This window comes from Bradyrhizobium sp. U87765 SZCCT0048 (assembly GCF_018131225.1).
In the GTDB taxonomy this organism is placed as follows: Bacteria; Pseudomonadota; Alphaproteobacteria; order Rhizobiales; family Xanthobacteraceae; genus Bradyrhizobium_A.
In genome coordinates this window covers 578,650-597,193 of the sequence record NZ_JAFCMM010000002.1, presented here as the reverse complement: position 1 = coordinate 597,193, position 18,544 = coordinate 578,650, and the positions used below count along the sequence as shown (strand labels likewise).

The following is an 18,544-nucleotide window of genomic DNA, read 5'->3' as shown; positions in this document are numbered from 1 at the left end:
GGGGTGGGGCTTGCAGGAGGTGTTTCTCCCGCGGGAGGCATATCTGCGCGGCCCTGTGCGGGCATGACAGTGCGTGGAGGCCGGACGACAGCGGCCGTTTCGGGATTTCTGATCGGCGCCGCGATGGCCGTGCCGCCGGCGTCGGCGCAGACGACGGTGCCGCAGAACGAGGCGCGACAGCTCGCGCCGGTCACCGTGACGGCGCCGACAGTGGTGGCAAAGCGCCGCTCCGCCGACCGACGCGCCGCCGCGCAGCGTCAGGCGACCGCGCCTCGCGCGGTCCAGCCGCCGCGTCTCGTGCCGGCCGCCGTCACGACGGGCGGGCCCGGCGCCGCGCAGGGGCCGCGCCGCAACGACCTGTCGACGGCGGTATCGGCGCTGCCGGCGGCGAGCACTACGCTCGACGCGGCCTGGGTCAGCCGCAGCCCGATCGCCACCTACGGCGATCTCTTCAGGTCGCTGCCCGGCGTCAACATCTCCAATTTCGGTCAGGGCGCGCTCGGCTACGGCATTGCCATGCGCGGCTACACCGAGGCCGAGCATGGCCGCGATATCGCCTATTTCATCGATGGTGTGCCGATCAACCAGGTGTCGTCGCTGCACACACCGAACTATGCCGACCTCAACATCCTCATTCCCGAGGCCATCCAGCGCGTCGACATCATCCGCGGGCCGTTCTCGGTCGAGTACGGCGATTCCAGTCTCGGTGGCTCCGTCAATATCGTCACCAAACGCTCCGAGCCGGTCGCGAGCGTGACGGCCTCCGGCGGCTCGTTCGGCACCGGGCGGGGGCTGATCACCTACAGCAGCCAGGGCAAGGCGGTCGATCCCTACATCGCCTGGGAGGGCTACCACACCGACGGCAGCCGCGATAACAGCGGCGTCGACCGCTACAACGCCTTCAATACGGTGACGACCCGCGTCGGCACCGACGGCCAGCTGTCGGTGAACCTGCAGGCCTACGGCAGCACCTTCGGCGCCCCCGGTTACATCAGCCGCGATGCGGTGCTCGCTGGGACACTGTCGCCGCGCACCGCCGTCAACGCCACTGACGGCGGCAACCGATACTATGAAAACCTCGTCGCCAACTACAGCGCCGGCGCGCCCGACCAGGAGCTGTCCGGCGTGCTCTATGTCAACCACAGCCTGTCGAACCGCTACGCCGATTTCGGCGGCGGCCAGCGCTGGCAGCAGGACGATCGCGTCACCGCGGGCGGTACGGTTCGCAAGGTGTGGACCGGCGCCGTCGGCGATGTATTGCCGGTGCAGCTTCTCGTCGGTGGCAGCTGGCGCACCGACAGCATCGACGCCTTCCAGGGCAGCACGGTCGCCCGCGCGCTGGTCAATCCGACGGCGAACCTCGGCATCGACCAGACCAGTCTCGCCGGCTTCGCCCAGCTGCAGGTCAAACCGCTCGAATGGCTGAAGCTCACCGGCGGCGGCCGCTACGACCGGTTTGTCTATGACCTCAAGGACAATCTGACGCCGGCGAATTCGCAGACGCTGTCGCCGGGCGTGCTGAGCCCCAAGGCCGGCGTGTCGATCACGCCGCTGTCGTGGCTCGAACTCTACGCCAATTACGGGCAGGGCTTCCGCAGCATCGACGCCGCCCTGGAAGTGATCGGCAATCCCGGGATCAAGCCGTTCAAGATCGAGAGCAAGGAGGTCGGTGCGCAGCTGCGCTTCGATCGTTTCTCGTTCCAGGTCGACGCGTGGAGCACGTTCTCGGAGAATGAATCATTCCAGCAGGCGCCGGGGTTGCCGGTGTCGTTTCTCGGCCATGCCCGCCGCGACGGCTTCGATCTCGACGCCCGCCTGCTGCTGGTGAAGGCCCCCGACCGCAGCCTCGCGCTGTTCGCGAACTATGGCGAGGTCACCGCGCGGCTGCTCGACAGCGCGCCGTCGTTCTATGTCCCCAACGTGCCTGACTATGTCGCCAATGTCGGCGTCGATTTCGACGTCGCGACGTGGAATGCGCAGCGCCTGTTCGGCTCGGCCTACGTCACCTTTGTCGGCCGCAAGAAGCTGACCCAGGATGGCCAGCTCACGACCTCGCCGTACTCGCGGGTGACCGGGCGGCTGGCCTATGGCTGGCCCGAGGGCTGGACCGCGTTCACCCAGGCGACATGGTATCCGGGCGACCGCACCAGCGAGATCGCGATCAATCTCGGTGATCCGGTCACGGCGTCGTCCGCCGATATCGTCACCAGCCCTCAGGCGCGGCTCACGCTGCTCGCGGGCCTGAGCTATCGCCTGCCTGTCCCTGCGGCCATGGCGCTCCCCACAACCAAAATGGTCGTGAAATGAACACGCATGACATGAAGACGACGGTGCGTTTCCTGTCGCTCGCCGCCATTGCCGCCTGCATCGTCGCGGCGCCGGCCGCCGAGGCCCATGACCTCTGGCTGTCCCGCACCGGGGACGGCGCCGGCGCGCGTGTCGTGGTCAATTACGGCCATCCCGGCGACCGGCCGCCGCCGCTGGCCGACAAGGTGCTGGAGATCGAGGCGATCACGCGTGACGGCAAGACCTCGCTGATCGGCAAGCTGGCGCCCGCGGTCGTCGACGACACCTTCGTGCTCACTGCGCCGGATACCGGCGGGGCCGAACTGCTGGCGGCGCGCTACGACAACGGCTTCTGGGTGCAGACCGCCGACGGCAGCTACCGCAACAGCAGCAAGCTGATGTATCCGGACGCGCGCAAGGGCATGTGGTCGGTGAAGTTCGCCAAGGCGATCACCGGCCGCGATGCGCCGTGGAGCAAAGTGCTCGGCCACGAGCTCGAGCTGGTGCCGCTGTCTGATCCGGCGGCGGCGGCACCCGGGCAGATGCTGCGCGTCAAGGTGCTGTTCCGTGGCCGGCCGCTCGCCGGCGTTCTGGTCGAGCGCGGCGATGGCGTCACCGCGATGGCCGAGAACGACATTCCGAAATTCCGCAGCGACGTCACGGGCATCGTCGCGATCCCGCTGGTCAAGGCCGGCCCGCACCTGCTCGCGATCGACCACGAGGTGAAGCCGGCCAGACTGCGGCAACTTGCCGACAGCGATCTCTACAACGCCACGCTCGCGTTCCCTGTCGCGGTGCCCTGATGCAGGGCGCGACATGACGGCCCGGTCATCGGAACGTCATGGGATCGATGGTTGATCGAATCCGTCCGGGGCACATATGCTGTGGGTGGATGCAGGCGTGCGCCGGCCGGCTCGCGTGGCATCCGTTCGTTCGTCTCTGCTTCCGAGGTCCACCCCTTCATGCCCGCGAAACCTGCGACCCGCCGCGCCGCCAAGCCCACAGCCAAGCCCGCCGCAAAGTCTGCGAAAGCCGTCAAGACCGCCCCGAAGGCCGCCGTCAAGCCGGCCCGCAAGGCCGCGGCAAAGAGCGCGCAAGGCCGTTTGCCGGAGTGGAACCTGGCGGACCTCTATCCCTCGATCGACGCGCCGGAGATCGCGCGCGACCTCGACAAGCTCGAGGCCGATTGCATCGGGTTCGAGACCGCCTACAAGGGCAAGCTCGCCGAGGGCGTTGCAGCGGCCAATGGCGGCGTCTGGCTCGCGGAGGCCGTACGCAGCTTCGAGGCGATCGACGATCTCGCCGGACGCCTGGTGTCTTTCGCAGGCCTCGTCCATGCCGGCGACACCGTCGATCCGGCGATTTCCAAGTTCTATGGCGACGTCTCCGAGCGCATCACGGCGGCCTCGGTGCACCTGCTGTTCTTCACGCTCGAGCTCAACCGCATCGACGATGCGCTGCTGGAGCAGGCGATGGAGACGCCGGAGCTCGGCCATTACCGGCCGTGGCTCGAGGATATCCGCAAGGACAAGCCCTATCAGCTCGAGGACCGCGTCGAGCAGCTGTTCCACGAGAAGTCGGTCAGCGGCTATGCCGCCTGGAACAGGCTGTTCGACCAGACCATCGCCGGGCTGCGCTTCAGGATCGCCGGCAAGGACCTTGCCATCGAGCCGACCCTGAGCCTGATGCAGGACCGCGCGCCGGACAAGCGCAAGGCCGCGGCGCAGGCGCTGGCCAAGACCTTCAAGGCGAACGAGCGCACCTTCGCACTGATCACCAATACGCTCGCCAAGGACAAGGAAATCTCCGATCGCTGGCGCGGCTTCGGCGACATTGCCGATTCCCGCCATCTCTCCAACCGTGTCGAACGCGAGGTGGTGGATGCGCTGGTGGCGTCGGTGCGTGCGGCCTATCCGCGGATCTCGCATCGCTACTATGCGCTGAAGGCGCGCTGGTTCGGCAAGAAGCAGCTGCCGTTCTGGGATCGCAATGCGCCGCTGCCGTTCGCGGCCACCGGCACCATCGCCTGGCCCGAAGCGCGGAAGATGGTGCTCGGCGCCTACGGCGCGTTCTCGCCGCAGATGGCCGACATCGCCTCGCGCTTTTTCGACGAGCGCTGGATCGACGCGCCGGTGCGGCCAGGCAAGGCGCCGGGCGCGTTCTCCCATCCCACGACGCCGTCGGCGCACCCTTACGTGCTGCTCAACTACCAGGGCAAGCCGCGCGACGTCATGGTGCTGGCACACGAACTCGGCCATGGCGTGCACCAGGTGCTGGCGGCGAAGAACGGCGCGCTGATGGCGCCGACGCCGCTGACGCTCGCCGAGACCGCGAGCGTGTTCGGCGAGATGCTGACCTTCAAGCGCCTGCTGGCGTCGACCAAGGCGGGCAAGCAGCGCCAGGCGCTGCTCGCCGGCAAGGTCGAGGACATGATCAACACGGTGGTGCGGCAGATCGCGTTTTACACCTTCGAGCGGGCGGTGCACACCGAGCGCCGCAACGGCGAGCTCACCGCCCAGCGCCTCGGTGAGCTGTGGCTGTCGGTCCAGGGCGAGAGTCTCGGACCGGCGATCGAGATCAAGCCGGGGTACGAAACCTATTGGATGTACATCCCGCACTTCATCCATTCGCCGTTCTACGTCTACGCCTATGCGTTCGGCGACTGCCTCGTGAACTCGCTCTATGCGGTCTATGAGCGCGCGGCCGAAGGCTTCGCCGAGCGTTACCTCGCGATGCTCGCGGCGGGCGGCACGCGGCATTATTCGGAATTGCTGAAGCCGTTCGGTCTCGATGCCAAGGACCCGACGTTCTGGGACGGCGGCCTGTCGGTGATCGAGGGCATGATTTCCGAACTCGAGGCGATGGGCTGACGGCGGACGATCCGGGCGCTGGGCGCAGTCGTCGTCGATTGCGCCCGCCTCCCAAATCCCACATCGTGAAAAACTTGGCCGAATCGCATTGCAAGCCGTGCTTGCGCGCTCTTTAATCGGGCGTTTAGGGCCGTTTAATCAGGCAGATAAGGTAGCGTCGGACATTGCCCTTGATGCACAATTGGGCTAATTCCCGATACCTTTTTTAAGATGCTGGAGGGGACCGATGGCCAACCATAGTGAAGTTGCCTACACCACCGCGGACGGGAACGACTATCCCGCGCACGAGGCCACCTACGAGGGCTTCCTGAAGTTCGTGACCTGGGGCACCACCGCGGTCATCCTGCTCGTCGTGCTGATGGCGATCTTCCTTCTCTGATCACGTCTGTCCCGCCGGCGCTCGTCGCCGGCGGCTGAATTGTGTGCGACCGCTCGGCCGCAGGGGGGAAACATGAAAATTGCCATTGCCAAAGAAATCGATGCGGCCGAACCGCGTGTCGCGGCGGTGCCCGAGACCGTGAAGAAATTCAAGGCGCTGGGCGCCGAGGTCGCGGTCGAGCCGGGCGCGGGCGTCAAGTCCGGCGTGCCGGACGCCGAGTACCAGGCAGCGGGCGCAACCGTCGCCGCAGATGCGGTCAAGGACGCCGACATCGTCATCAAGGTGAAGCGGCCGGAGGCGAGCGAACTCGCCGCCTACAAGCGCGGCGCGCTGGTCATCGCGATCATGGACCCCTACGGCAACGATGCCGCGCTCAAGAGCATGGCGGATGCCGGCGTTGCCGCGTTCGCGATGGAGCTGATGCCCCGCATCACCCGCGCGCAGGTGATGGACGTACTGTCGTCGCAGGCCAATCTCGCCGGCTACCGCGCCGTGATCGAGGCGGCGGACGCGTTCGGCCGTGCCTTCCCGATGATGATGACTGCGGCCGGCACCGTGCCCGCCGCCAAGGTATTCGTGATGGGCGTCGGCGTTGCCGGCCTGCAGGCGATCGCCACGGCCCGCCGCCTCGGCGCGATCGTCACCGCGACGGACGTGCGCCCGGCGGTGAAGGAGCAGGTCGAGTCCCTCGGGGCCAAGTTCATCGCGGTCGAGGACGACGAGTTCAAGCAGGCCGAGACCGCCGGCGGCTATGCCAAGGAAATGTCCAGGGAGTATCAGGCAAAGCAGGCCGCGCTGACCGCCGAGCATATCAAGAAGCAGGACATCGTCATCACCACGGCGCTGATCCCGGGCCGGCCGGCGCCGCGCCTCGTTTCCAGCGACATGGTGAAGTCGATGAAGCCGGGCTCCGTGCTGGTCGATCTCGCTGTCGAGCGCGGCGGCAATGTCGAGGGCGTGAAGTCGGGCGAGGTCGTCGACCTCGACGGCATCAAGATCGTCGGCTTCCCGAACCTTGCCGGCCGCGTCGCCGCTTCGGCTTCCGCGCTCTATGCCAAGAATCTGTTCGCCTTCATCGAGACGCTGGTCGACAAGTCGACCAAGGCGCTCGCGGTGAAGTGGGACGACGACCTGGTCAAGGCCACCGCGCTGACCAGGGACGGTGCGGTCATCCACCCGAACTTCCAGCCGAAGAGCGCATAAGGAGAGCCGCCATGGAACATGTCGTGCAGGCCGTCGATCCGTTCGTGTTTCGGCTGTCGATTTTCGTCCTTGCCGTGTTCGTCGGCTACTTCGTGGTGTGGTCGGTGACTCCCGCGCTGCACACGCCGCTGATGTCGGTGACCAACGCGATCTCCTCGGTGATCGTGGTCGGCGCGCTGCTCGCGGTCGGTGTCGCGCTGGTCGGCGACGGCGAGGCTTCGCTGTGGGCGCGGGGCTTCGGCTTCGTCGCGCTGATCTTCGCATCGGTGAACATCTTCGGCGGCTTCCTCGTCACCCAGCGCATGCTGGCGATGTACAAGAAGAAGCAGAAGTAAGCGCGATCTGGGGGGCATTGAAATGAACGCCAATCTTTCCGCGCTGCTGTATCTTCTGGCCGGCGCGCTCTTCATCCTGTCGCTGCGCGGGCTGTCGAGCCCGGCGTCGAGCCGGCAGGGCAACTTCCTCGGCATGGCCGGCATGGCGATCGCCATCGGCACCACGCTTGCGGCGCATCCGCCGTCCGGTGGCATCGCCTGGCTGCTGGTGATCCTCGGCATCGCCATCGGCGGCGGCATCGGCGCGGTGATCGCCCGCCGCGTGCCGATGACCTCGATGCCGGAACTGGTCGCCGCCTTTCACTCGCTGGTCGGCATGGCGGCGGTGCTGGTCGCGGCGGCGGCGTTCTACGCGCCCGGCGCCTTCGACATCGGCAGCCGCGGCAACATCCATGGCTCCAGCCTCGTCGAGATGTCGCTCGGCGTCGCCATCGGCGCGCTGACCTTCACCGGTTCGGTGATCGCGTTCCTCAAGCTGTCGGGCCGCATGAGCGGCAAGCCGATCATCCTGCCGGCGCGGCACATCATCAACATCGTGCTCGGGCTGGCGCTGATCTTCTTCATCTATGGCCTCGTCACGTCCCAGAGTCAGGTCGACTTCTGGCTGATCACCATCATCGCGCTGGTGCTCGGCGCGCTGCTGATCATCCCGATCGGCGGCGCCGACATGCCGGTCGTGATCTCGATGCTGAACTCGTACTCGGGCTGGGCGGCCGCGGGCATCGGCTTCACGCTCGGCAACTCGGCGCTGATCATCACCGGCGCGCTTGTCGGCTCGTCCGGCGCGATCCTGTCCTACATCATGTGCCACGCGATGAACCGCTCGTTCTTCTCGGTCATCCTCGGCGGCTTCGGCGGCGAGACCGCGGCGGCCGGCGGCGGAGGCGGCGGTGAAGCCAAGCCGGTCAAGCTGGGATCGGCGGATGACGCGGCCTTCATCATGAAGAACGCCCAGAAGGTGATCATCGTGCCGGGCTACGGCATGGCGGTCGCCCAGGCGCAGCACGCGCTGCGCGAGATGGGCGACATCCTGAAGAAGGAAGGCGTCGAGGTGAAGTACGCCATCCATCCGGTGGCGGGCCGCATGCCCGGGCACATGAACGTGCTGCTGGCGGAAGCCAATGTGCCCTACGATGAGGTGTTCGAGCTCGAGGACATCAACTCCGAGTTCGCCCAGGCCGACATTGCCTTCGTCATCGGCGCCAACGACGTCACAAACCCGGCGGCCGAAGAAGACCCGACCTCACCAATCTACGGCATGCCTGTGCTGCAGGTCTGGAAGGCCGGCACCGTGATGTTCATCAAGCGGTCGCTGGCGTCGGGTTACGCGGGCATCGATAACCCGCTGTTTTATCGCGACAATACCATGATGCTGCTGGGCGACGCCAAGAAGGTCACCGAGAGCATCGTCAAGGCGATGTGACGCCGTCGAGCGTCCACCAGTCAGTGCCAAAACGGCACTGACTGGTCTATAGTGCGGCCGTCCCCAGCCCGAGGCCGCCATGACCGCATCCCCGACGATCGGCCAAGAGATCGACACCGGAACGCCCGAGCTGCTGTGCTCGCTGCGTGACCGCGTCGCCATTATCACCTTCAACCGTCCTGACGCCCGCAACGCGCTGTCGGACCAGCTGACTCCGGCGCTGCGGCGGATGATCCGCCGGATGGGCGACGATCCCGCCGTTGGCGCGCTGTTGCTCACCGGCACCGGGACCGCGTTCTGTGCCGGCGGCGACGTCAAGGGCATGGGCGATCGCGCCTCGGGCGCGGAGCTGTCCCAGGCCGACAAGGTGGCGCGGCTGCGCGAGCGCCAGCGCACCCTGACCGGGGCGCTGGTGGGCGTGCGCAAGCCGACCATCGCGGCGCTGCCGGGCGCGGCGGCTGGCGCTGGCCTCGCCATCGCGCTCGCCTGCGACCTGCGGATCGCGGCCGAGAGCGCCTTCCTCGCCACGGGCTACGCCCGCATCGCGCTGACCGGCGACTACGGCATCTCCTGGTTGCTGACCCGCCTCGCCGGCCCGGCGCGGGCCCGCGAACTGATGTTCTTCGGCGAGCGTATCGACGCGCGCCGCGGCGAGGCGCTGGGCCTGATCAACCGCGTGGTGCCCGATGCCGAACTGCAGGCCGCGGCCCTGGCCTGGGCCGCGCGCCTCGCCGCCGGACCCACGGAGGCCTTCGCCGGCATCAAGGACAATCTCGACCATGCCCTGACCGCGGACTTCCTGTCGTCGCTCGATCATGAGGCGGACAACATGGTCGCGGCCGCCGGTACGATGGCACATCGCGAGGCGGTGCGGGCCTTCGTCGAGAAGCGGCCGCCGGATTTCAGCTGCACGTCCTGAGGGTCTGGTTCCGGCCAGCCGCGCGCGGCCTCTTGCGCCATGCCCGGGTATCGGCGCATCCTGCCGCCATCGCGAATTTCGGAAGTGGGGCGCCAGCCGTCATGAATCTCCATGGCCCGATGCCACGATCGTCGTGGCTGTTTCCGCTGCTGGCCGTCCTGTTTTTCACCGGTGCCACCATTCTCGGCGTCGACTTTTCCCGGACCTTGCCGGGCCTCGTGTTCGCGGCGCTGCTGCTGACCATCCTGTTCGGCACCGTGTTCGCCGCGGTTCACCACGCCGAGGTCATCGCCCACGAGATCGGCGAGCCGTTCGGGACGCTGGTGCTGACGATGTCGGTGACCATCATCGAGGTCGCGCTGATCGCCACCATCATGCTCGGCGAAAAGGAGGTGCCGACGCTGGCGCGCGACACCGTGTTCGCCGTCGTCATGATCGTCTGCAACGCCCTGGTCGGCGTCTGCATCCTCGCCGGCGGCCTGCGCTACCGCGAGCAGAACTTCCAGATGACGGGGTCCAGCATCTATCTCAGCGTGCTGGTCGTGCTGGCGACCATGACGCTGGTGATGCCGAACTTCACCACTGCGGCGCCCGGGCCGGTCTATACCGTCGGCCAGCTGACCTTCGTCAGCCTGGTGACGATCGCGCTGTACGCCGTGTTCCTCTACACCCAGACGGTGCTGCACCGCGACTACTTCATCGTCGAGACCGACGACTCGCCCGACAGCGGTATTCCGCTCGGCAAGAAGCTGACGATCAATTTCGCGCTGCTGGTCGTCGCGTTGCTGGCCGTAGTGCTGCTGGCCAAGAAATTCTCGCTGGTGGTCGACGCCGCCACCGAGATGATGGGCGCGCCGCCGGCCTTCGCCGGTGTCGTCGTCGCGCTCCTCATCCTGATGCCGGAGGGCGTCGCCGCGATCTCGGCGGCCCGCAAGAACGACCTGCAAAAGAGCATCAATCTCGCCCTGGGCTCGTCGCTGGCGACCATCGGTCTCACCATCCCGGCGGTCGCGGTGGTCGCCGTGACCATGGGCAAGACGCTGGTGCTCGGCCTCAGCCAGCAGGATATGGTGGTGCTCCTGCTGACCATCGCCGTCAGCATGCTGACCTTCAGCACGCCGCGCACCAATGTGCTGTTCGGCTTCGTGCACCTCGTGGTGTTCGCGATCTACCTGTTCAAGATCTTCTCGCCATAGCCCTGCCGCCAGGGGTCGGGCAACGGTCCGGACTTGATCCGGCCTTGGTCTGGTCTTGGTCTGGATTGAGGGGCGGTTTGAGGTGGGCTTGGGCCGGACTTCGAGCCCGCCTCGGATCCTTCCTGGACGCAGCCGGTCGCGCGGAGGCGGTCGAAAGTGGTCGTCCGGCGGGGCCGTGTCGATCCTGCCATCGCGCTGCGCGGAGAGTGGTCGCGCGTTTGTCAGACTTGCCTTTGAACTGTCGCAGTTGATCCCTCAATCGGCCCAAAAGTTCCAGCATCACACACGCGGGGATCTAAGGCCGTGGGGTCGCGCCGTCGTCATGCTCAAATACGTCTCGCAGTTCTTCCTGCAGATTTTTCCATCCATCGTCGCGACGGTGGTGGGTGCGTATATCGTTAACTATTACATCGTTCCGAAAGCGCAGTCGGACACCAAGGCGTCCTATGCCAAGGCGAGCCCGGCCGGCAACGATCATGGTGCGATCGACGTCACGCCCAAGAACGTCACGCCCAAGGACGTGACAAACAAGGACGTGACGAGCAAGGACGCGACCGGCAAGGACGTGACGAAGGACGCCAGGGGCGAAGCCGTCACCGCGAAGGCCGCCGAAACCAAATCCATCGACGTCAAATCCGCCGACACCGCCAAAGGTGAGAAGCCGGCAGACGCCATCCGGATCATCGACCTGAGGCGCCAGCCGCCACGCGAGAAGGCGGTGGCCCGCAGCACGCCGGCGGCAACGCCGGCTGCGCCGGCCAGCGCGCCCGCGACCGAGACGGCGGCGTTGACGCCGCCGGCGACCGCCGAGGAGCGCCGCGACCGCGACGCCAACGAACTGGCCCGTGCCGCGATCGAGCGTCTGCGGACATCGGAGCCGCCGCGCGCCGCCGAAGCGGTGAAGGAGCCGCCGCGGGAGGCCGCAAAGGATCTCGGCAAGACGGCCGAACCCGCCACCGTGATGCCGCGGGAGCCGGCGCATCCAAGCGTCGTGGCTACAGTGCCGCCGGTCGCACCGCGTCCGCTCGTGCAGCCGCTGCCGCCGCCGGTGAACGTGGTCGCTCCGGCGATCGAGACGCTGCCCGGCCGGCCGCAGCCTTCGGTGGCGCCAACGCACGCCGCGGCCGACGCCAACCGGCCGATTCCGCCCGCCGATATTCCGGGGGCCCGTCCGCTTGACCTGCAGGCCGCAGCGACGCCGCCGCGGCCGACGGTGGCTGACGATGTGTTCTCGGCAGCCCGCTCGGTGATCAACGCGGTGGTGCCGCAGTAGAAGTGCAACGACTCAAGGAGCTATCGTGCTCCCGGTCGCGCGGCGCAGGCCGTGTTGCGCTCCATTTTTTCCCCGTCCGTGAGCCCGCAAGCGCCATGACGCCGCTGCGCTGGATCGCCGCCATCATCGCGCTCGGCTATCTCGCCGTGGTGGCGACGCTCTTCGTGTTTCAGCGTGCGTTGCTGTATCCCGTCCCTCAGACCATCCGCGTGGCGCCGGCGGCGGCCGGTTTTCCGGCCGCGACCGAGGTCGAGCTCGCGACCACGGACGGCGAGCGCATCGTCGCCTGGCATGTGCCCCCGAAGCCCGGCAAGCCGGTCGTCCTCTTCTTCCATGGCAATGGCGAGGTTCTGGCCTGGCGCGTCGCGCGCTTCCGCGCCATCGTCGCCGACGGTACCGGACTGCTGGCGGTATCGTTTCGTGGCTATGGCGGATCGAGCGGCTCACCGACCGAGGATGGCCTGCTGAGGGATGCGGACGCGGCCTACGCCTTCGCGACGGCGAAGTATGCGCCCGAGCGTCTGGTGCCCTGGGGCTATTCCCTCGGCAGCGGCGTGGCGGTGGCGCTGGCAACGACCCGGCCCGTCGGCCGCCTGATCCTCGAAGCACCCTATACCTCGATCGTCGAGGTCGCGGCGGGCCGGTTTCCGTGGCTGCCCGTGCGCTGGCTGATGCGCGACCGCTTCGCGTCCGACCAGCGCATGCCCGCGCTCAAGGCACCGCTGTTGATCATGCATGGCGAACGGGATGAAGTGGTGCCGTTTGCGCTGGGGCAGTGGCTGTATGCCCTGGCGCCCGAGCCGAAGCAGTTCGTGGCGTTCGCCGGCGGAACCCACGTCAATCTCGATCAGCTTGGCGCGCTCGATGTGGTGCGCCGGTTCCTCGCGGAGATGCCGTAGTCCGGGGGAACTCGTTGCTCAGGCAACGAAAAACGCGGGCCCGGAGGGACCCGCGTTACGGTTCTTCAGAACGTCGTTCCGATGATCAGCGCGGTCCGCGCGGAGCAGCGCCAGCGCCGCCGCGAGCGCCACGGTCAGCGCCGGGAGCGCCGAAAGCGGGCTTCGGCTTCATCGGGAGCAGGCCTTCGCGCTGCAGCTTCTTGCGCGCGAGCTTGCGGGCGCGGCGAACGGCTTCCGCCTTTTCGCGGGCCTTCTTTTCGGACGGCTTCTCGTAATGACCGCGGAGCTTCATCTCGCGGAAAATGCCTTCGCGCTGCATCTTCTTCTTCAGCGCCTTGAGAGCCTGGTCGACGTTGTTATCGCGGACAAGAACCTGCACGCAGCATCCTTTGTATGTGGTGTAGTCAAAATGTGAATTCGGAAGATTGCGAAGGACCGGCAAAGGCCACGTCATCCGTATCAAGGGCGCGGAAATAACAGATCGAACCGCGAATGTCCACCTGCCGGGGCCACTTTTACGCATGGCTCCAGCGTTTTTCCGGGGGCTGCGGTCAGGCGCCGGAAGGGCCGGATATCGCGGGTTTCACCTCGGTAATATGGCCCATTTTCCGGCCCGGACGTGCGGCGCCCTTGCCGTAGAGATGCACCGTCGCCCCGGGAACCGTGAGCCACTTCTCGTAGTCGCCGATCTCGTCGCCGATCAGGTTGGTCATGGTGACGTCGCCATGGCGGACGGGCTGGGCCAGCGGCCAGCCGGCAATGGCCCGGATATGCTGTTCGAACTGCGACACCGAGGCGCCGTCCAGCGTCCAGTGGCCGGAATTGTGTACCCGGGGAGCGATCTCGTTGACGAGGAGGCTGGGGGATGTGCCCGGGCCTGCCGCCGGCAGCACGAACAGCTCGACCGCAAGGACGCCGACATAGTTCAGGGCCTCGGCAATCCGCGTGGCGATGCCGCGGGCTTCCTCCGCCAGCGCCGCGGGGATGCGCGCCGGAGCATGGGAGAATTTCAGGATGTGGTCGCTGTGCTCGTTCTCGGTAACGTCGAAGCACACCACGCGGCCATCGGCGCCGCGCGCGGCAATGACCGAGATTTCCTTCTCGAACGGCACGAAGGCTTCGAGAATCGCCGACTTGGTGCCGAGATCAGCCCATGCGGCCTCGACGTCGTCGCCGTCACGGATGATGGTCTGGCCCTTGCCGTCGTAGCCGAAACGGCGAGTCTTGAGCACCGCGGGCGTGCCGATCTTGCCGAGCGCGGCCTTGAGGTCGTCCGCCGACGCCACGTCGGCATGGCGCGCCGTGGCAATGCCGAGGCCGCCGACGAAGGTTTTTTCGGCGAGGCGATCCTGGGTGGTTTCCAGCACCCTGGTGTCCGGCAGCACCGGGCGTCGCGCGGCGAGGATCATCGCGGTCGCGGCCGGCACATTCTCGAATTCATAGGTGATGACGTCGACGTCGGTGGCGAACAGTTCCAGCGCCTCGACGTCGGCATATTCGGCGCAGGTTGCATTCTGCACCACGTCGAACGCCGGCGAATCCGGATCGGGAGAGAACACCTGGGCCCGCAGCCCGAGGCGGGCGGCTGCCAGCGCCAGCATCCGGCCGAGCTGGCCGCCGCCGAGAATGCCGATGGTGTCGCCGGGTTTCAGCCGGGCCTGCCGGGTGGACGTCACGCGGAGCCCTCCGGGCGCTCGGCCACCGCATCGGTCTGGCGCTTGCGCCAGGCGGCCAGCCGGCTGGCGAGACCGGCGTCGGTCAGCGCCAGCACGCTGGCGGCCAGCAGGGCAGCATTGATGGCGCCGGCCTTGCCGATCGCCAGGGTTCCGACCGGAATGCCGGCCGGCATCTGCACGATGGAGTAGAGCGAATCCACGCCCGACAGCGCCTTCGATTCCACCGGCACGCCGAACACCGGCAGCTCGGTCAGCGAGGCCGCCATGCCCGGCAGGTGCGCGGCTCCGCCGGCGCCAGCGATGACCACCTGGAAACCAGCAGCCTTGGCCCCCTTTGCGAAGGCATAGAGGCGGTCCGGCGTCCGGTGGGCGGACACGATGCGGGCCTCATGGGCGACACCGAGACCGGTCAGGGTTTCCGCCGCATGGCGCATGGTCTCCCAGTCGGACTGGCTTCCCATGATGATGGCGACTTTGGCTGTCATTCAGATGGTCTTCGCTGAAAATCCGGAATCAAAACTTAGCGTAGCAGGCGGACGTCTAGCCTGTCTGCCCGTGTGTTGGAATGGCAGGGTGGGCCTGGAACCCGCGCCACGTCAAGGATTTGGCAGTGGCGTGACGCCGCGGCAGGCGGCTGTCTCGCCCATCGGCATGGCCGGGGCCAGGCTGGCGGTACCGTAGGAATGGACTATCCTGTCGTTGCGAATCGGACCATCGGGAATTTGTGCATTGGGGCCTGCGCCTCCCGCTCGCCGGGGCGGATGGTAGGAACTTGCGGGCCCGGTTCTGGTTCCCTGTCCATGATCGCCCGACCCTGACCATGCCTCGTTTGCGCCCACCGCGCCCCTCCGAGAACATCGCGCGACCACGCCGGCCGGCCCGGGCCGGGGTGGCTGTGCCGCGCCTCGTCCTGGTGGAGGCTGTTAAGGCGAAAGCCGCCAAGCCGGGCGTCGCCAAGTCGTCAGTCGCCAAGTCGTTAGTCGCCAAGTCGTTAATCTCCAAGTCGTCAGCAGTGAAGTCCAGGGGCGCCAAACCCGGGGCAGCCAAGCGGGACGGGACCAGGACCAAGATCGAGGCGGCAGGCCCAAAAGCGGCGCGGCTTGTTGCCGCTGGTCCGAAGGTCCCACGGTCCAAGGGCGTCACGCCGCGGCCCCTCGCCACGCGGGGCGGGGCGTCACCTCGCGATCACGCCCGCCTTGCGGCGCGCATCCGCGCCCTGACCGCAGAGCTCGCCGAGGCCCGGGAGCGGATCGCGGAACTCGAGGCCTTCGCCGACACCGACGGCCTGCTCGACGTCTTCAACCGGCGCGGGTTCGAGCGCGAGCTGACGCGTGCGATCGCCTACATCAAGCGCTACCGGGCAAGCGGCGTGCTGGTCGTGCTGGATGTCGATCGCCTCAAGCCGATCAACGACACCTTCGGCCATGCTGCGGGGGATGCGGTGCTGAAGGCCGTCGTCAATGCCGTGCTGCGCCATGTGCGCGCCTCGGACGTGGTCGGCCGTCTCGGCGGCGACGAGTTCGCGGTGCTGTTGTGGAATCTGACGGAGGCCGACGCCCTGGCCAAGGCGGCTGCGCTGGAGGATGCGGTCGACGCGCTGTCGTTCGTGTTCCGCGGGCAGCCGATGACGGCAGGTGCCTCGAGCGGCATTGCGGTGCTGACCGCGGCCGATGACGCGCAGGGCGCCCTCGAGCGCGCCGATCTCGCGATGTACGCGCGCAAGGCGGCGCGCCGCCTCGCGCGCTCCTGAAACCGTAGCGTCGCCACCCGGCCGTCAGGCGATGATGTCGGGCGTGATCTGGTCTTCGATGAAAGAGATACGGTCGCGCAACTGCAGCTTGCGCTTCTTCAACCGCTGCAGGCGGAGCTGGTCGGGGGCCGGGGAGTGCTGCAGCGCCTCGATGGCGGCGTCGAGGTCACGATGTTCCTGCTGCAGCCGGGCCAGTTCCAGAGCGAATTCCTGATTGTCCTGTTCGGTCATCATGCGCAGCAGTCGGATCATGGAGCGCCGGGATCCGGCACGGGTTCCACAATCTCATTGCAGAAAATGATGATCCCTGCCAGCGGCGGGATCAAGTGCTGCGCGCGACGGTAACCAGAGCTGTGGAGAATGGCCGTGTTGTCGCATGCTGCGCGAGCGAGATATCGCGCGCCGGTTGCCGATCGTGAACGCGACTCACGCCAGCGCGAATCAAATTGGATCGTTTGCCTTATGCAATGACATTTTGAGGAGCTGTAACACGTTCCTGTCGACAGCCGTATCGGCTCATGTACTATCAATCGTCCAGGTCCAGAGCTGAGGTCCATCTGATAGAGGAGACTTCTTATGGCGATTGAGGCGCATCTCGTTGAACTGGAACGCAAACACAGGGTTCTGGAAAGCGAATTGCACGATGCCATGAGGCATCTGTCCACGGACAATCTGTGGATCGTCGAACTGAAGCGCCGTAAACTGATGGTCAAGGACGAGATCGAGCGTCTGAGGCAAGCCTCGAGCGACACGCTCCATTAGGAACAGCACGCGTCCTCTCATCCATCACCGATCAATCCATGACGCGCATGCCGTCGACAGGCTGAGACAAAAACGACGGACCTCAGAGGACTGGACAATCCTCAGCCAGGCGTTGCGACAGGCCGGTGCAGAGACGGCGGATGTGATGACGACGTCACCATGATGGACGACAGGTGGGAATCCACGAAAGCCTGCTTCGGGCGATACGCCTGAAGCAGGCTTTCGTATCTTTGGGTCCGGGGTGCAGATCCGGCGCAGGCGCAAAGCCTGTGTTTCGAGCGCTTTATTTCGAGCGCTTTATTTCGAGGGCTGTGTTTCAAGGCCTGTATTTCGAAGCCTGGGTTTCAAGCCTTCGCGATGCCTGAGGTCGGCGGGGATGCGACGTGGTCAGGCGAGCTCCGCGACATGGTCGGCGATCGCCAGCGATGCCGTGAGGCCCGGCGACTCGATGCCGAACAGATTGATCAGTCCGCCGACGCCGTGATCCCGCGGTCCCTGGATGACGAAATCCTGCACGGCGATGTCCGGCGGCACGATCTTGGGGCGGATGCCGGCATAGCCCGGCGACAGCGCGCCATCGGGCAGCGATGGCCAATAGCGCCGGATCGCGGGATAGAACCGCGCAACGCGGGCAGGGTCGACCTCATAGTCAAGGCTGCTGACCCATTCAACGTCCGGGCCGAACTTGGCCTGGCCTCCCATGTCGAGCGTGAGATGCACGCCAAGGCCGCCGGGCTCGGGCACCGGATAGATGAGCCGGGAGAACGGGGCGCGCGTGTTGCAACTGACATAGTTGCCCTTGGCGAGATAGCCCGTGGGAATGTGCGCGCGCGGCATGCCGTCGATGGCGTGTGCAACGGCCGGCGCGCCGAGGCCGGCGGCATTGACCAGCAGGCGGCATGCGAGCGTCATCGGCGCCTCGCCGCCGATCTCGACGGTGAGGCCGTCCGCGGTGACCTCTGCGCGTTGCAGCGGTGCGTTGAACGCGATCATCGCGCCGTCGGCTTCGGCGTCGCCGCGCAGCGCCAGCATGTAGGCATGGCTGTCGATGATGCCGGTGGACGGCGACAGCAGCGCCGCCGTGCAGTTCAGCGCCGGCTCCAGCGCCTGCGCGGCCGCGGTATCGAGCAGCGCAAGATCGTCGACGCCGTTCGCCGCGGCGCGGGCGCGGATCGCGCCGAGCTTGTCGTTGTCGTCGGCCGAGGTCGCGACAATGAGCTTGCCGCAGCGCCGGTGCGGAACGCCATGATCTTCGCAATAAGCATACAGCGCGCGCTTGCCGGCGACGCACAGCCGCGCCATCAGGCTGCCGGCAGCATAGTAGATGCCGGCATGGATCACTTCGCTGTTGCGCGACGACGTTCCCGTGCCGATGTCGTCGGCGGCCTCGACGATGATGACGTCGCGGCCGGCCAGCGCGAGGCGGCGCGCGACGGCGAGGCCGACGACGCCGGCACCGACAACGATGCAATCAACCCTGTCCATTCGCTCGTTCCCCATCCCATCCCATTTAGTGGGATCGCGCGCCTTTCGCCGTGTCGCATCCCGCATGCTGGTTCGTGCCGGGCTGTGC

18 protein-coding genes are annotated in these 18,544 nt (G+C 66.9%); 13 read left to right on the top strand and 5 right to left on the bottom strand.

Translation table 11 applies throughout. The features are described from left to right. The first annotated feature begins 63 nt into the window (after nucleotides 1–63). From JQ639_RS15840 to JQ639_RS15790, 11 genes are all read left to right on the top strand, one after another. Entirely contained in the window at nucleotides 64–2,307 is a 2,244-nt protein-coding gene (locus JQ639_RS15840; RefSeq protein ID WP_211966810.1) for a TonB-dependent receptor, read from the top strand. Beyond that, entirely contained in the window at nucleotides 2,304–3,089 is a 786-nt protein-coding gene (locus tag JQ639_RS15835) for a DUF4198 domain-containing protein (RefSeq protein WP_249123176.1), read from the top strand. Before JQ639_RS15840 ends, JQ639_RS15835 begins: the two co-directional genes overlap by 4 nt. Nucleotides 3,090–3,248: 159 nt before the next feature. After that, nucleotides 3,249–5,156, top strand: coding sequence for a M3 family oligoendopeptidase (locus JQ639_RS15830; protein ID WP_211966811.1), 1,908 nt, complete (start codon nucleotides 3,249–3,251; stop codon nucleotides 5,154–5,156). A gap of 226 nt (nucleotides 5,157–5,382) precedes the next feature. Beyond that, nucleotides 5,383–5,535 (top strand): aa3-type cytochrome c oxidase subunit IV, encoded by a 153-nt coding sequence (locus JQ639_RS15825; RefSeq protein ID WP_211966812.1) that lies wholly within the window; start codon nucleotides 5,383–5,385, stop codon nucleotides 5,533–5,535. Nucleotides 5,536–5,607: 72 nt separating this feature from the next. Continuing rightward, on the top strand, nucleotides 5,608–6,738 hold the full coding sequence (locus tag JQ639_RS15820) for a Re/Si-specific NAD(P)(+) transhydrogenase subunit alpha (protein ID WP_211966813.1): 1,131 nt from the start codon (nucleotides 5,608–5,610) through the stop codon (nucleotides 6,736–6,738). Between the two features lie 11 nt (nucleotides 6,739–6,749). Continuing rightward, a complete protein-coding gene (locus tag JQ639_RS15815; RefSeq protein WP_211966814.1) occupies nucleotides 6,750–7,073 on the top strand; it encodes a proton-translocating transhydrogenase family protein in 324 nt (107 codons plus the stop codon). A gap of 22 nt (nucleotides 7,074–7,095) precedes the next feature. Then, nucleotides 7,096–8,496, top strand: coding sequence for an NAD(P)(+) transhydrogenase (Re/Si-specific) subunit beta (locus tag JQ639_RS15810; RefSeq protein ID WP_211966815.1), 1,401 nt, complete (start codon nucleotides 7,096–7,098; stop codon nucleotides 8,494–8,496). Nucleotides 8,497–8,575: 79 nt separating this feature from the next. Further along, the gene (locus tag JQ639_RS15805; protein ID WP_211966816.1) at nucleotides 8,576–9,415 is read left to right on the top strand and encodes an enoyl-CoA hydratase-related protein; all 840 of its coding nucleotides are present in this window, start codon (nucleotides 8,576–8,578) and stop codon (nucleotides 9,413–9,415) included. Nucleotides 9,416–9,516: 101 nt separating this feature from the next. Further along, a complete protein-coding gene (locus JQ639_RS15800; RefSeq protein ID WP_211966817.1) occupies nucleotides 9,517–10,611 on the top strand; it encodes a calcium:cation antiporter in 1,095 nt (364 codons plus the stop codon). Between the two features lie 322 nt (nucleotides 10,612–10,933). Beyond that, on the top strand, nucleotides 10,934–11,884 hold the full coding sequence (locus tag JQ639_RS15795; RefSeq protein ID WP_211966818.1) for a hypothetical protein: 951 nt from the start codon (nucleotides 10,934–10,936) through the stop codon (nucleotides 11,882–11,884). Nucleotides 11,885–11,979: 95 nt separating this feature from the next. Further along, nucleotides 11,980–12,783, top strand: coding sequence for an alpha/beta hydrolase (locus JQ639_RS15790; RefSeq protein WP_211966819.1), 804 nt, complete (start codon nucleotides 11,980–11,982; stop codon nucleotides 12,781–12,783). Nucleotides 12,784–12,868: 85 nt separating this feature from the next. Here JQ639_RS15790 and rpsU read toward each other — a convergent pair whose 3' ends face one another. The 3 genes from rpsU to purE form a co-directional block, all read right to left on the bottom strand. Then, nucleotides 12,869–13,162 carry a 30S ribosomal protein S21 gene (rpsU, locus tag JQ639_RS15785; RefSeq protein ID WP_211966820.1) on the bottom strand — a complete coding sequence of 98 codons (294 nt, stop codon included), beginning with the start codon at nucleotides 13,160–13,162 and terminating at the stop codon, nucleotides 12,869–12,871. A gap of 172 nt (nucleotides 13,163–13,334) precedes the next feature. Further along, nucleotides 13,335–14,459: a 5-(carboxyamino)imidazole ribonucleotide synthase gene (locus JQ639_RS15780; protein WP_211966821.1), complete on the bottom strand. Its 1,125-nt coding sequence runs from the start codon at nucleotides 14,457–14,459 to the stop codon at nucleotides 13,335–13,337. Further along, complete coding sequence (purE, locus tag JQ639_RS15775) at nucleotides 14,456–14,944, bottom strand: 5-(carboxyamino)imidazole ribonucleotide mutase (protein WP_211966822.1); 489 nt, start codon at nucleotides 14,942–14,944, stop codon at nucleotides 14,456–14,458. Before purE ends, JQ639_RS15780 begins: the two co-directional genes overlap by 4 nt. Before the next feature lie 404 nt (nucleotides 14,945–15,348). Between purE and JQ639_RS15770 the strand changes: the two genes are divergently transcribed. Then, nucleotides 15,349–16,209, top strand: a complete 861-nt coding sequence (locus tag JQ639_RS15770; protein WP_371745097.1) for a GGDEF domain-containing protein — start codon at nucleotides 15,349–15,351, stop codon at nucleotides 16,207–16,209. Nucleotides 16,210–16,233: 24 nt separating this feature from the next. Here JQ639_RS15770 and JQ639_RS15765 read toward each other — a convergent pair whose 3' ends face one another. Beyond that, nucleotides 16,234–16,440 (bottom strand): YdcH family protein, encoded by a 207-nt coding sequence (locus JQ639_RS15765; RefSeq protein ID WP_211967233.1) that lies wholly within the window; start codon nucleotides 16,438–16,440, stop codon nucleotides 16,234–16,236. A 345-nt stretch (nucleotides 16,441–16,785) separates the two neighbouring features. Between JQ639_RS15765 and JQ639_RS15760 the strand changes: the two genes are divergently transcribed. Further along, on the top strand, nucleotides 16,786–16,971 hold the full coding sequence (locus tag JQ639_RS15760; RefSeq protein ID WP_211966824.1) for a YdcH family protein: 186 nt from the start codon (nucleotides 16,786–16,788) through the stop codon (nucleotides 16,969–16,971). Nucleotides 16,972–17,358: 387 nt separating this feature from the next. On the opposite strand, the gene JQ639_RS15755 is transcribed toward JQ639_RS15760, so the two are convergent. Next, entirely contained in the window at nucleotides 17,359–18,456 is a 1,098-nt protein-coding gene (locus tag JQ639_RS15755) for an NAD(P)/FAD-dependent oxidoreductase (protein ID WP_211966825.1), read from the bottom strand. Between the last annotated feature and the right edge of the window lie 88 nt (nucleotides 18,457–18,544).

What these genes read in the sequence shown, in the direction of transcription:
- JQ639_RS15810 (WP_211966815.1), top strand. Translation starts at nt 7,096, where the DNA reads ATGAACGCCAATCTTTCCGCGCTGCTGTATCTTCTGGCCGGCGCGCTC.
- JQ639_RS15835 (WP_249123176.1), top strand. Translation starts at nt 2,304, where the DNA reads ATGAACACGCATGACATGAAGACGACGGTGCGTTTCCTGTCGCTCGCC.
- JQ639_RS15830 (WP_211966811.1), top strand. Translation starts at nt 3,249, where the DNA reads ATGCCCGCGAAACCTGCGACCCGCCGCGCCGCCAAGCCCACAGCCAAG.
- purE (WP_211966822.1), bottom strand. Translation starts at nt 14,944, where the DNA reads ATGACAGCCAAAGTCGCCATCATCATGGGAAGCCAGTCCGACTGGGAG.
- JQ639_RS15820 (WP_211966813.1), top strand. Translation starts at nt 5,608, where the DNA reads ATGAAAATTGCCATTGCCAAAGAAATCGATGCGGCCGAACCGCGTGTC.
- JQ639_RS15795 (WP_211966818.1), top strand. Translation starts at nt 10,934, where the DNA reads ATGCTCAAATACGTCTCGCAGTTCTTCCTGCAGATTTTTCCATCCATC.
- JQ639_RS15760 (WP_211966824.1), top strand. Translation starts at nt 16,786, where the DNA reads ATGGCGATTGAGGCGCATCTCGTTGAACTGGAACGCAAACACAGGGTT.
- JQ639_RS15790 (WP_211966819.1), top strand. Translation starts at nt 11,980, where the DNA reads ATGACGCCGCTGCGCTGGATCGCCGCCATCATCGCGCTCGGCTATCTC.
- JQ639_RS15815 (WP_211966814.1), top strand. Translation starts at nt 6,750, where the DNA reads ATGGAACATGTCGTGCAGGCCGTCGATCCGTTCGTGTTTCGGCTGTCG.
- JQ639_RS15755 (WP_211966825.1), bottom strand. Translation starts at nt 18,456, where the DNA reads ATGGACAGGGTTGATTGCATCGTTGTCGGTGCCGGCGTCGTCGGCCTC.
- JQ639_RS15800 (WP_211966817.1), top strand. Translation starts at nt 9,517, where the DNA reads ATGAATCTCCATGGCCCGATGCCACGATCGTCGTGGCTGTTTCCGCTG.
- JQ639_RS15805 (WP_211966816.1), top strand. Translation starts at nt 8,576, where the DNA reads ATGACCGCATCCCCGACGATCGGCCAAGAGATCGACACCGGAACGCCC.
- JQ639_RS15765 (WP_211967233.1), bottom strand. Translation starts at nt 16,440, where the DNA reads ATGACCGAACAGGACAATCAGGAATTCGCTCTGGAACTGGCCCGGCTG.
- JQ639_RS15825 (WP_211966812.1), top strand. Translation starts at nt 5,383, where the DNA reads ATGGCCAACCATAGTGAAGTTGCCTACACCACCGCGGACGGGAACGAC.
- JQ639_RS15840 (WP_211966810.1), top strand. Translation starts at nt 64, where the DNA reads ATGACAGTGCGTGGAGGCCGGACGACAGCGGCCGTTTCGGGATTTCTG.